The 13,249-nt window shown below is 43.2% G+C and carries 11 protein-coding genes; 6 read left to right on the forward strand and 5 right to left on the reverse strand.

The genetic code is table 11. The annotated features are described in order from the left end of the window. Positions 1 to 3 precede the first annotated feature (3 nt). Positions 4 to 192 (reverse strand): hypothetical protein, encoded by a 189-nt coding sequence (locus GSY63_RS03595; RefSeq protein WP_166584456.1) that lies wholly within the window; start codon positions 190 to 192, stop codon positions 4 to 6. 81 nt (positions 193 to 273) lie between these two features. Continuing rightward, positions 274 to 774: a GNAT family N-acetyltransferase gene (locus GSY63_RS03600; RefSeq protein ID WP_166584457.1), complete on the reverse strand. Its 501-nt coding sequence runs from the start codon at positions 772 to 774 to the stop codon at positions 274 to 276. A 243-nt stretch (positions 775 to 1,017) separates the two neighbouring features. On the opposite strand from GSY63_RS03600, the gene GSY63_RS03605 reads away from it, so the two are divergent. The 3 genes from GSY63_RS03605 to GSY63_RS03615 all read left to right on the forward strand — a co-directional run bounded on the left by GSY63_RS03605 (position 1,018) and on the right by GSY63_RS03615 (position 6,592). Continuing rightward, a complete protein-coding gene (locus GSY63_RS03605) occupies positions 1,018 to 3,408 on the forward strand; it encodes an ABC transporter permease (RefSeq protein ID WP_166584458.1) in 2,391 nt (796 codons plus the stop codon). 105 nt (positions 3,409 to 3,513) lie between these two features. After that, positions 3,514 to 3,978, forward strand: coding sequence for a hypothetical protein (locus GSY63_RS03610; protein WP_166584459.1), 465 nt, complete (start codon positions 3,514 to 3,516; stop codon positions 3,976 to 3,978). 70 nt (positions 3,979 to 4,048) lie between these two features. Continuing rightward, a complete protein-coding gene (locus GSY63_RS03615; protein WP_166584460.1) occupies positions 4,049 to 6,592 on the forward strand; it encodes a family 20 glycosylhydrolase in 2,544 nt (847 codons plus the stop codon). A gap of 41 nt (positions 6,593 to 6,633) precedes the next feature. Here GSY63_RS03615 and GSY63_RS03620 read toward each other — a convergent pair whose 3' ends face one another. Then, on the reverse strand, positions 6,634 to 8,256 hold the full coding sequence (locus GSY63_RS03620) for an ArnT family glycosyltransferase (protein WP_166584461.1): 1,623 nt from the start codon (positions 8,254 to 8,256) through the stop codon (positions 6,634 to 6,636). Between the two features lie 368 nt (positions 8,257 to 8,624). Here GSY63_RS03620 and GSY63_RS03625 point away from each other — a divergent pair, with 368 nt between their 5' ends. The 3 genes from GSY63_RS03625 to rpiA are packed head-to-tail and all read left to right on the forward strand — an operon-like array spanning position 8,625 to position 11,005. Further along, positions 8,625 to 9,869 carry a BamA/TamA family outer membrane protein gene (locus GSY63_RS03625; RefSeq protein WP_166584462.1) on the forward strand — a complete coding sequence of 415 codons (1,245 nt, stop codon included), beginning with the start codon at positions 8,625 to 8,627 and terminating at the stop codon, positions 9,867 to 9,869. Between the two features lie 59 nt (positions 9,870 to 9,928). Continuing rightward, positions 9,929 to 10,294, forward strand: a complete 366-nt coding sequence (locus tag GSY63_RS03630; protein ID WP_166584463.1) for a transmembrane 220 family protein — start codon at positions 9,929 to 9,931, stop codon at positions 10,292 to 10,294. A gap of 18 nt (positions 10,295 to 10,312) precedes the next feature. Then, the gene (gene rpiA, locus GSY63_RS03635; protein WP_166584464.1) at positions 10,313 to 11,005 is read left to right on the forward strand and encodes a ribose 5-phosphate isomerase A; all 693 of its coding nucleotides are present in this window, start codon (positions 10,313 to 10,315) and stop codon (positions 11,003 to 11,005) included. A 4-nt stretch (positions 11,006 to 11,009) separates the two neighbouring features. Here rpiA and GSY63_RS03640 read toward each other — a convergent pair whose 3' ends face one another. Further along, the gene (locus tag GSY63_RS03640; RefSeq protein WP_166584465.1) at positions 11,010 to 11,216 is read right to left on the reverse strand and encodes a hypothetical protein; all 207 of its coding nucleotides are present in this window, start codon (positions 11,214 to 11,216) and stop codon (positions 11,010 to 11,012) included. Positions 11,217 to 11,271: 55 nt separating this feature from the next. After that, positions 11,272 to 13,245, reverse strand: coding sequence for a phosphatidylinositol-specific phospholipase C domain-containing protein (locus tag GSY63_RS03645; protein WP_166584466.1), 1,974 nt, complete (start codon positions 13,243 to 13,245; stop codon positions 11,272 to 11,274). Positions 13,246 to 13,249: the final 4 nt, after the last annotated feature.

Here is a 13,249-nt window from a genome sequence, read left to right on the forward strand (position 1 = left end):
CCTCTATTTTTTCTCCCCATTTTCTTTGGTCCTCTCACTATCTTCCAATTCGCCTCGGCGGTTAACTACGTAGCGCGACCGCATAAGTGTTTGCTGGATTTGTTGCGACGAGTTGCCGCCTGTTCGCCGGGCACCCGTTAGGGGGAGGATGAGGAATGCCAGTATTACCGAGATCTTTAAAAATGTCATCATAGTAGCCCTGTTTTAGTAGAATATAAGTTAGCTATGGGCGCTATATAACAGGGGTACAACTAAAAGTACGGTTTTTATGCATTAAATGCGCTTTTCGTAGCAAAAAAACCTTAACCCGGGGCGTTTCGCCAGGCCAATTTCGCCGCTGTAGGTATAACCCAATTTCGGGAAAAGCGATTGTGTTACCTTATTTTCGCTATTGGTATCTACCCGCAAAATGCGGATGCCGCGCTGCACAGCAACGGTTTCGGCCTGTTGCATTAAAGCTTTAGCAATCCCCATGCCCTGAAAATCGGGGTTAACCGCTATGCGGTGGGTAACAATGGCTTCTTCAGTAATATCCCAGCCTGCGTCGGTATATTCCGGATCCTGATCTGTGGTGATAGCTGTTACGCCGGCAATGGCACCATTAACATCGGCTACCCAAAGCTGGCTAAGCTCAATGTCTTTACCGAATACAGTAGGGTTGGGATAATCATCGCCCCATTGAAAATTGCCTGCCGCGCGCATTAGCGGCACAACTTTAGCAATCATTTGCATTATGGCGGGTATATCGGCAGGGGTGGCAAGTCTTATCAGCATGGTGGCAAATATCGCTTTTGAGGACAAAATTAGGTAGTTGTATTTGTCACACAGTCGCAATACCTTGTTTAACAGTCTGATATTGTTAATTTTACTTGTAACGCTAGCATGCATTAAACTGTGCGGTTATGATACATGGTAAAGATGGGATTTTGATTTATATTGTTGATTATCAGTTGAATAGTGTAATGGCACGGTTTCTATATTTATAATGCCAGTCAATTTTTTGTTAAACTGTAAGTTATGATAAAGAGTTATTTTAAAATCGCGTGGCGAAACCTAAGTAAGCATAAAATATTTTCGATGATCAACGTTTTCGGACTGGCTATCGGTATAGCTTCGTTCTGGATCATTGCGCTTTATGTAACTGATGAACTGAGCTACGATCGCTTTAACACCAAGGCTGATCGGATATTCCGCGTAGCACAACACGGTACCTGGAATGGCGGTAAGTTCGACCTGGCCGTGACCTCAGCTCCTTACGCCCCAGCTTTAAAAGCCGAATACCCCGAAGTAGAAGACGTGGTACGTATCAATACCGAAGGGGGCGGAAAAATTAGCGTTGGCGAAAAGGAGCTTACCGCAAACAATATCATCTTTAGCGATAACTCTATTTTTAACATTTTTAGCTACCATTTCCTTTACGGCGACCCTAAAAGCGCGCTGGCTAAACCACAGTCCATAGTGCTGACTAAAAGCATGGCAGTTAACTTATTCGGCGACGCCTCGCAGGCTATAAATAAAACTGTATTGTTTGATGGAAATGTTCCCAATATGGTTTCGGGTGTTATTGACGATGTGCCTGCTAATTCACACCTTACATTTGGTGCCATTCGCTATATGCCCCAGGAATTGAGTACAGGCAAAAACTGGCAAAACTCCGAACTTTATACCTACGTACTGCTAAAGCATCATAACGACTATCAAAAAATAGAAGGTTCGACTACTCGCTTTTTAAAGAAATATAATCCTGGCGGCTCTGATAAAGTACACTTCCGCATGGAATTGCAGCCGCTTACCTCTATCCACCTGCACTCTAAATTGGATTATGAGCTGAGTGAAAACGGCAATGTTATGTATGTGTACGTGTTTACGCTCATCGGATTGCTGATACTCGGTATCGCTATCATCAATTATGTAAATCTGGCTACTGCGCGTTCATCAATCCGCGTAAAAGAAATTGGGGTGCGCAAGGTTATCGGGTCGGACAGGGTGCAATTAATGATGCTTTTCTTCGCCGAATCTGTTTTACTTGCAGCCCTGGCTACTGGTTTGGCAGTGGTTGTTATCCATACAGCACTGCCTTTCTTTAACCAACTTTCGGGCAAGGCGCTTACGTTAATGCAATTTGGTACCTGGCAAACTGTTGGCTTATTTGCTGGCTTTGCGTTGTTTACCGGAGGTTTAGCGGGTGTTTATCCGGCTTTGTTCTTGTCGGGATTTAAAACCATTCCGGCCATGAAAGGGCAGATGGGCAACCAGGCATCCACCGTTTTATTCCGTAAATCGCTGGTGGTTTTCCAGTTTATTATCACCATGGTGATGATTACCGGATCGTGTGTAATTTATACGCAGTTGCATTACGTAATGAACAAAGACCTCGGCTTTAATAAAGACCAGATCCTAACCTTCCATATCCATAGCCGCGATGTAAGGGCTAAAGTAGCTTCGCTGAAAAGCCAGTTACTTCAAAATCCATTAATACAAAGTGTTGCGGTGGCAGGCAATCCCATAGGAAATAACGATATAGGCACAGGCGATTTCTCTTTAGATGTAGGAGATGGAAGTGCTTCCAAAACAGTAGTGGAGAATCTGATTATAGACGAAGATTTTGTGCCAACCATGCAAATTAAAATGCTACAAGGACGCAACTTCATCAATAATAGCGACGCCGACAGAACCGGATCTGTTTTAGTGAACGAAACCCTGGTAAAAGAAATGGGCCTCAAAAATCCGGTTGGTAAAACGGTACGCACCCAGGTAAACTATGGCGGGGCAGAGCAGCGTACTATTGTTGGCGTTATTAAAGATTTTAACACCTATTCGCTTCAGCACAAAATTTCGCCCATGGTACTGGCAATGCCTACTGAAAGTAAAGATGGCGACAACTTGTATGTACGTATCAATAAAAACAACGTAAGCGGCGCGCTTAGTTATATCCGCAAAGTATACGCTACTTTCGACCCCGATAAATTAGACTTCAATTTCCTCGACCAAAATTTCGCCCGCAATTATCAAACCGAACAGAAGCAAGGTAGCCTGCTACTCATATTTACCATACTGGCCATCAGCATCGCCTGTTTAGGTTTGTTTGGGCTGGTTACGTTTACGGCACAACAACGTAATAAAGAAATCGGCATCCGTAAAATACTTGGTGCCAGCGTTGGCAATATTGTTAACATGTTATCCAAAGACCTTATTAAGCTGGTAATCATAGCCGCAGTCGTAGCCTGTCCAATTGCCTGGTGGGCAATGCAGACTTGGTTACAAGGTTTCGCCTACCGTATAAACATTCAGTTATGGATGTTTGCGTTGGCAAGTGGTGTTGCCATACTGATAGCGTTTGCCACTATTGGTTTTCAATCAGTAAGAGCGGCATTGGCTAACCCGGTACGTAGTTTACGGAATGAATAAGTATATAAAATACTGATTGTCAGTGTAACCAATTTTGAAAGTACGTGGTCAAATGATCTGACGAGGTTGTAAGCTGCCTCGTTTATAACCTTAAATTCAGATCAAATGATACTAAACTTTAAACGTGCCTTTGGCTGGTTCATAGTGGCTTATATTGTTGTGTCTATACTGGCTCCTGCTATTTCCATAACTTACGCAATGGTTAATCATTCGCCACCACCTGCACCCGGCGTAAGCGTGTTGCAGTCGGCCGAATTTGTTGCTACCGTGCCCTATCATGTGTTGGTCATGTTCCTCATCTGGCCGTTGTTTGCCGGTATCTATTTCAAAAAGCGGCATAGTGGAAGGCAAAATCTAACCAGGGAAGTTTGGGGGCTCGCCATTTTCTGGCTATTTGCTACTATCATTACCGACTTGGTTTGCTTTGTGCTCATCAAGCATCCTTACTCGCTAACTGCACATGAGTTTTATGTGCTTTACCAACCATGGATCAGCCTTATTTACCTAGCAATATTTCTAAGCCCGTGGATCTGGTACGCTTGCGTAAGTATTCGTAAAAAATCTTTTTAAAAATTTTTATAAAGTGGCTTATACATTTTAAAATTTGTACATTAGTTCAGTTTTACCAATAAGCCAATTCATGCGATACCTTTTTACAGCAGTGCTTGCTCTTGTTTTTTGCGTAGCCGAAGCACAAACCGATTTTAACGCCCGCGACCTATCGATCAGCTGGCAAGCAGTACAGAACGATTATCAGAATAAGCCTAATCGTTCGTTACAAGCCATTGTAATTACTAACAATGGCCACACAGCCTTACCTGCTTCGGGGTGGAAGTTATATTTTAACTCGGCACGCACTATAGAACCACAAACTGTAGCCGGCAACGCCAAAATTGAATTGGTAAATGGCGACTTGTTTACCCTAACACCTACCGAAGGTTTTAAAGGTATTAAAGCAGGCGACAGCACCCGTGTAGAAATTATAGGCGATGAACCGGTGGTAAATATATCAGACACGCCTGAAGGTTTTTACCTGGTTTGGGATGCGCATCCCGAAAAAGGTTTGCCAACAGGTAAGTTTACCATTAAACCGTTTAAGCCAAACTATGTAGGCCTGTATACGCCCGAGGTGATTTATCAGCAGAATAAAAGCATTCAAGATGTACCCGAATCGCAGTTAACAAAAGTTTTCCCAACTCCAATTGCATATCAGGAGAATGGTGGCTTTTTTACTATAGATGATAAAACTTCCATTTCGGCAAGCTCTGAATTTAAGAACGAAGCCGGCTATTTAATAACTGAGCTACAGTCTCTTGGTGTAAAGTTATCTTCTGTTAAAATAAAAAAGATTATCAACCTGAAAATGGTTGCCGGTATGGATAACGAAGCTTATGAACTGGTTATCGATCCGCAAAGTATCACCATTAGTGCGTCGAAGCCAGCTGGGGTTTTCTACGGTATCCAGTCATTAAAAACATTGATGTCGCCTACTGTTTGGGCAGCGCAGCATAAGCCTATTCAACTGCCCTGTGTAGAAGTAAAAGATGGTCCGCGTTTCCCTTACCGTGCATTTTTGCTGGACGTAGGGCGTAATTTTCAAACCAAGGCACAGGTGTTAAAACTGCTGGACGCTATGGCGCTTTATAAGCTCAATACCTTCCATTTTCATTTAACAGATGATGAAGGCTGGCGTTTGGCTTTGCCATCGTTACCAGAATTAACCGAGGTTGGTTCGCAACGTGGCCATACACTGGACAGCAAGCAACATTTGCCGCCATCGCATGGCTCTGGTGCAGAAACAGGTAAGTTGGCGGGCAGCGGTTTTTACAGCCGTGCAGACTATATAGAAATATTAAAATATGCTGCAGCACGCCATATTGCCGTTGTGCCGGAGATAGAAGCGCCCGGCCACGCTCGTTCGGCCATTAAAGCTATGGATGCACGTTATACCCGTTTGATGGCTGAAGGCAACAAGGCAGAGGCCGAAAAATATCTGCTGCGCGATCTGAACGATCAATCGCAATATGCATCGGTGCAGTACTGGCACGATAACGTGATTGATGTATCACTACCATCGACTTATAACTTTGTTGAGACAGTGATTAACGACATTATCGGCCTGTACAAAGAAGCAGGTGCGCCGCTTGCCACCATCAACTTCGGTGGCGATGAGGTTCCGCCACATGTATGGGAGAAATCACCAGCGTATTTAGCGCTTAAGGCAACTCATCCGGAGATTAAGGAAACCGGTGACTTGTGGTATTATTTTTACGGAAAAGTAAACCAGGCGCTTAAAGCTAAAGGTTTGTACCTATCTGGCTGGGAGGAGATTGGTCTCCGCAAAACTACCATAGACGGTGCTACGGCCTACGTACCTAATCCTGATTTCGAGCCGGAGCATTTTCAAACCGAAGTATGGAATAACACCATTGGCGGCGGACAGGAAGATTTGGCCTATAAATTGGCAAATGGTGGTTATCACGTAGTGTTAACGTCGGTTACGCATTTGTACCTGGATATGGCGCACTACAAATCATTTGATGAGCCTGGTTACTATTGGGGCGCGTTTGTAGATATCGACAAGCCTTTCTCATTTATCCCTTACGACTACTTTAAAAATACAACTGTTGATAAAAACGGTATCCCGATCAACAAGTCGATCTTTATTGGCAAGCAACGTCTTACGGATTATGGAAAAACTAATATTATGGGTATCCAAGGTGCTTTATGGGGCGAAAATATTCACGACGGCCAGCGTATGGAGTATATGATCTTCCCTTCTATATTGGGTATCGCAGAACGTGCCTGGGCTAAAAACCCGGAATGGGCTACCGAGAAAGATACCACCCAAAGCAAGCAACTTTATCAAACTGCCTGGGTAAATTTCTTAAACATCATAGGCAAACGCGAGCTGCCGAGATTAGACTATTACCACACCGGTTATAACTACCGTATCCCTAAACCGGGCGTGAGTGTACAAGATGGTAGGTATGTAGTTAACGAGCAGTTTCCGGGTCTAATGATCAGGTACACTACCGATGGCACAGAGCCTGACGCGAAAAGCAAGATCTACAAAGGAGACCTTTCGAGAAAGGAGACCAACGTGAAATTTAAGGCATTTAACAGCGCCGGCAGGGGTAGTAATACTTCCGAACCGGTGCAAAACGCTAATAGCACACTTTAATAAAAAATGCCCCCGAATTATCGGGGGCATTTTTTATTAAGCTATTTGCCGAAAGGCTGCCTGCCGACTAGCTGACGATAAACCGGAAACTCTTCGTGAGGTGTTTTGCTGATATGGAAATCTTTGCAGTAATAAACCTGTAGATGCATTTCGTCGACTCCGTTGCGTTTAATAATGATGTCGCGGAGTTGGGTTACAGTGTCAAAAAATGGCTTAACATTAATGTCGATACTGGCTTGATGATCTTGCCCAATGATCACAGCGTCGTCGCCGATTAAAGTTTTTGGTTCAATTAAAAAAGCAAGGTTTCTCGGGTCTTCATCAAATACAACGATGGGCTTTTGCCCCCGTAATGCCCAGTCTATCTTACCGGTAAGCCACCAACGGGTGCTGCCGGTAAAAATATGCTTGTTGTTTAACCAGCCCTCGCGTTGATACCTATCGCGCAAGTCATTATAGTCCACGCCTTGAATGGTTGGGTCCCACTTACCGCCGCCTAAGCTTACCACCCATTTTGGGCCGTATGATTGCCAAAAGCCAGTAACCATGTGGAGATTAGCAACCGCTACCGTAATTACCGTAAAATAAACCGAAAATGACAGCCACCTTTTGGTAAGCCGATGGTTTTTAAGACTCTGGTTATCGAGGCTCTGACTTACCGTGACTCCCAAAGGAATAAACAACATCATATAACCCGGTGCCTGCCAGTGAAAATGATATTGCAGATCGCTCCAAAGCGTTACTAAGGTGAAGAAAACCAAGGGAAGTACGGCAGTCCAGAAAATGAAGCCATATGCCTGTATGGATCGTCTCAATTTATAACTTCTTATTAATTGAATGATAAGCGGCAGCCAGATCCAGGGCAACAACCAAACCGCCTGTCCCGCAATACTGCGGAAAAACCAATCGAAATGTAATTTGAAGCCACCGCCAGTGCCTGCCCGCGAACCCTGGAAGACAAATGACACCCAATGGTGATGATAGTTCCACAAAAACACTGGAAAGGCAATTAATAATGACAATAGAAACGCCAGATAAGGGCCAGGATGACGCAACCAATGCCTTTGAGTTTTGTTGCTTACAATAAATATAAATGTGCCTGCAAATAAAAACAGCACATGGTACTTGCTTAAAATATCTAACCCCATGCTGATACCTATCAGTAGCCACAGCAAATATATTTTACCGCTATGCCGATTGACTGCAACTTCGCTGCGATAGGTAAATAATAGTTTTACAATAAAATACGTGCTTAATAGCCAGAAGAACATCAATGGAGCATCGGGCTGAAACCAGCAGGCGATGGGCATTGTAAATACCGCGCTTAGGTTAAGCAGCAATATAGCATAAAAGCCCGAACGGGAATTAAACAGCAGGCGGGTTATCAAAAACATTAGCCAGCTGGTGCCAGCAAAAAGTATAACTGACGGTAATCTCAGGCCCAATGCATTTAAACCTAAAATGCGTGTGCTTAGTCCACCCAGCCAGAAGAATAATGGGGGCTGGTCAAAATAGCTTAGATTGAGGTTAAGTGCCCCTCTGAAGTAATACGATTCGCCGATACCTAAACCTGTATATCCTGCAATGAACAGCCGAGCTATAAAGGTTACAAGTATGAGATAATATGTATAAATGCGCGCGTTAGCTTCTGTAATAAATTTCATAAAGGGGGGCATGAAAAAACACTGCAAAGCGATTGAAAATAAAATCAATTATCAACGATGCCAAGCTGATATTACATTGCTTTTACACGGCAATAATCAATTTAACACGCCACAGACAAATGAATTAACAGAGCAATTCTGAATTTTTATTGAAGTATCACTAAGGAGCTACTAAAGAAGAATATATGAGTGATTATATCTCAGAATGGTTGAACGACCGATTATTATATATTATGATTATTTAAAATTAGCTTAACATCAAAAACAAAAAATCGATTTTAAGGTACTTATGTCAAATGAGTTATAATTTATTAGGCCGGTTATAAAGCCTGCAGACTCATCTGTTATTTAAAATCCATTTACTGATAATGCTGAAACGAATACTATTTATTGCAGTGTGCTTGCTACCGGGGGCGTTATTTGCTCAAGACGCATCTAATATGTTGCCTCAAAAAGATTCTACCATAAAAAAGGATACGGCCAACCAGGTAGACTTAATTGATATAGCCAAAGATGTATTTCACTTTCACGGTACCAAGGTGAAGCAGGAGAAAGGCAAAAGAGTGTATTTCTCTTTTCTGCCTACCAGTTCGTCTGTGCCGGGTGGTGGGGGCAGGGCCCTGGTTACCAGTACAACAGCTGGTTGGTATTTAGGTCCTCGTAAAACCACAAATTTGTCCAGTATCAACTTTGCGCCTTATTGGAACTTTGGTAGCCGTTATGGTTTGCCTTTGCGCTCTAACGTTTGGTTGCCCAACAATACCTGGCTGATACAGGGCGATATGCGGTTTTTGGTTTATCCGCAATACACCTGGGGCTTAGGTAACCAAACTAACGAAGACCGGAAAATATTACTGGATTATAAATACATCCGCTTTTACCAAAGTGCGCTTAAACGTATTAAACCGTACTTATTTGCCGGTTTGGGATATAATTTGGATTACTACTTCGGTATAAAGTCTGACGAGCCTACCGTTGCCGCTAAAGATTTTGTTAATTATCCCTTCGGCACAGGTAGCCATTCATTTTCTTCGGGCTTAACATTTAATTTATTGTACGATACGCGTAACAACTCTTTAAACCCGCTGCCTGGTGCCTATGCTAATATTGTTTTGCGTGTTAATCCTACTTTCTTAGGCAGTAACCAAAACTGGCATTCACTCTTTCTTGATTTCAGAAAATACCTGGCCATGAACCCGGCCAACCCAACCCAGCAAAACACACTGGCTTTCTGGACATATTTTTGGTCGGTGTTGGATAGTAATGCCCCATATCTTAGTTTGCCAAGTATCGGCTGGGACCCCTACAATCGTTCGGGCGAGGGTATAGAGCAAAATCGTTATCGTGGTAAATCGTTGTTTTATTTCCAGGGTGAGTATCGCCGCGATATTACCCGTAATGGCTTGCTGGGCTTTGTAGTGTTTGCAAGCGCCACAACAGTAAGTAATTCGGGGCAGGATGTGTCTGGTAATATATTTACTTCATGGCATCCGGCTGCGGGTACTGGTTTAAGGGTTAAGTTTAACAAAGGGTCTAACACCAACATCGGTATGGACTTTGCTGGCAGCAAAGGCTACAGCACCGTTATATTTAACATTGGTGAGGCATTTTAGTGCATTGGCGAAAATATATTTTAACTATATTTATTGGGTAGCAAAAGCTGCCCTTTTTTATGGTACTTATCATACTCAATGTTATCTTCTGCCTGGCGTTTTTAGCCTTCGCGTATGTAAATTTAAATGATATTGATGCATGGCTTTGGGTTAGCATCTACGTTGCTGCTGCTGCATGCTGCGGGCTGGTGGTGTTTAAACTTTATTATCCTATGGTTTATCTTGGCCTTTGTGCATTTTATCTTATTTATGCCGCGATACTGTTTTTTGCTAAAGATGGTGTGCGCGACTGGATAGTGAAATACAACAAGCCGAGCATTGTAGAAACCATGCAGGCCGAAAAGCCCTATATCGAAAAAACGCGCGAATTCTTTGGGCTGCTTATAATTACCGGTGCTTTGCTGATCAACTACTTTGCCGTTTAATTTTTAACCTTACTGCTTATGGCAAATTATAAACAAGACGCAGCGAAAGCCTGCCTGCAGTTTTTAAAACCCTTGCAGGTAATTGGTTTGGGGGCGGGCGCAACCATTGCCTATCTGGTAGATTTTATTGCCGGGGATGTAGAACTGGCGAACTCCATTACGTTCGTATCCTCTTCCTTTCAAACAAGGTTAAACCTGGAACAAAAAGGGTTGAAGGTTAAAATGGCTTCACAGCTGTACGCTATTGATATTTATTTTGACGGCTGCGACCAGTTTGATGCCGAACTGAATGCCCTGAAAAGCGGCGGCGGTATCCATACCAGCGAAAAGATTTTGGCATCTACAGCCAAAGAGTTTATACTTATAGGAGACGAAAGCAAGTTTGTACCCGATCTTGACCATACCTATCCGGTGGTTATTGAGATACTTCCCGAAGCTTTGAATATTGTAACGGTTAAAATAGAGGACGATTTTCCGCTGGCTACCGTAAACTTGCGGAGCGGCAAAGAAAAGGACGGCGCTGTAATCTCAGACAATGGCAACCTATTGGCTAACGTTAAGTTTGATGAACTGCCCGATATTGCCGAACTGAACACCTACTTTAAAATGATGCCCGGTATTGTAGATCATTCGCTGTTTTACCAGATGGCCACTAAAGCCGTAGTAGCGGGCGAACATGGCGTTCGGGTTATTACGCCACAACGATTTTAGCCATTTATTCCGGATCTGACTCCGATTCTCGTCGTCTCACCAATTGAACCAGGGAGATGGTAACCAATATAACGATGATCGGAATAATCACACATAGATCTACACGCACAATATGCCCTGGCGTTGTTTTGCCCCAGTTGCGCACCAAATGCAACTCGTAATAGCTGTATGCAAGGAGAAAGAGTACGGTGAAAATTTGCGTCTTTGTCATTTTAGCAATGAATTATTAAAACCCGTGGTGGCATTTCAATATACAAAGCAATAGGCTATTTGTTATAAATGGCTTGCTTATTTAGCTGTATGCAATAGCCTGTAGCCCAGCTGTCGGCCACATCTACGTACAAAATATTGGGTTTGTTATTTTTGTTGAGGGTTCCATCGGCAAGCCATTTGTTCATTAATAAAAATATGGGCTTTTTACCGGTTAAAGACAGGTCGCGAATGCTGTGGTGTTTTCTGAATACGTTGGTTAAAAATATAGCACCATCTACAATTGGATTTAATTCTTCACTCTGAAAATCGTTGCATACCATAGCTGCTTCATCCGCCGTTTGGGTTAGTTGCCAGTCCAGCCGTACAAGGTCGTTATACTTTACTTTGTTGTTGCCAATAGTAGTAAAAAAGGCTCTCTCCTTGGTCACCAGGTTAGCCAGTACATTCGTAGCGGCGTACTCTCTCCTGAAATTGATGAAGGCCTTCGATTCTGCTGCTATCGTACACGAGTCGATCCGGTTGTCGGCAGAAGCATACTCTTCAAAAGTTATGATAGCTTTCCCTGCTACATCTTTGAGGGTAACCTCATTCAGTTTTCTTCCGCTACTGAAGAACATCTTGTCTTTACCCAAGCTATCCACAATAAACTGGGCCACCTCGGCGGCAGGTGCCTCCTTTTCGCAAAAATGACTGAAGGATATAATTACCGTTTCTTTTTTGTTGGCATCCAGAAAATCTTTTATCGCGGTAATAATGCTGCCCAACCGCTCGCCGTAACCACCGCCTATGGCATCGGCCATGCAGTCTGATGAACAGTGTTTAGTATAGAGCTTTTTATTGTAAGAGCCTATCCTCAAGTCGAGCATCCGGATGCCGGCGTTAAGTTGCCCTTTAACATCCTGGATTTGCGTAAGGGTATTACATTCATTAATAGTCTCGCTCTGCTGACCGCCTGCCGCAGTTAAAACAGACATGCCTGCATCGTGTGCCCCAGGTATAATAATGTCTGTTAAATGGTAATCCTCTTTGCCGTGGAAAAAGGTATCCTCCATCCAAGTGGCAGGGTTGTAAGTAGTAATTCGCGATTGATATATCTTATTATTAATGCCCACATAGCTTAGCAGATGATTTTCGCCCACGTCGGTAACACTTACCAAATTTAAGGTGCTAATGTACTCCGGTACAAAGGTTGCTTTTTTTGAACCCGTACCATTATCGTCTGTGAGGTAGTAAAGTTTGTTGTCTTTTTTAACACCTTTCCAAAGGTAAAATAGGTTGTCGGAGTTTTGGAATTGATGCACTGCAACCGCAGACCCTGCTGGTATTTGTGTTAACTTTTTAACGTCTGTCCAGTTGTCTTTACCTAAACTGAGATCAGCATAAGCCACAGCGCCTTTACCGCCCGACCAGATAACTCTTACGTTATTATCTTTAATATTTGCCGCACTCATGCTGCCATAGGGAATGTGATAAGGCGCCTTTTTTAAGGACGAACAATTGATGAGTCCGTCTGGTGCGAAAGTAACCGTAGCGTACCAGGTTTCGGTTTTGGTTTGCAGCAATACTAACGACTTGGTGTCATCAATCTTCAGCCCGAAGATATTAACCGCCACCGACGGCAGGTCGCAGTTTTGAAACTGGTGAGTGGCGCTGTCTTTAAAATCTGCTTCATTGGTGTTGAAGGTATAATTGATCTTCCCGGAGTGATCTATCCAAAGCACATAAATATGTTCCCGGCTCGAGATTAGAGCCGGAGCGGAACTGCTTTGACTACTTGTTATGCTTTCGTCGGTAATGCCGGATTTAGTGGCTGGTTCACCTAGGTTTGCGATGTGAATGCTGCCATCGGCTTTATCATTCCAGCATATAAAATTATTCCCTTTAAACACAATACTGCCAACAGGCTTGTCGGTAATGGCTGCGGTATTTATACTATCAGGCAAAGAAAAGCTTAACTGCTGTTGAGCAAAAGTAGTTGTATATAAAAAAGCGCTAGGTAACAGTAATAAAGCGATTCCTTTTATCATAAAT

It is taken from the genome of Mucilaginibacter agri, assembly GCF_009928685.1.
GTDB classification, from domain to species: domain Bacteria; phylum Bacteroidota; class Bacteroidia; order Sphingobacteriales; family Sphingobacteriaceae; genus Mucilaginibacter; species Mucilaginibacter agri.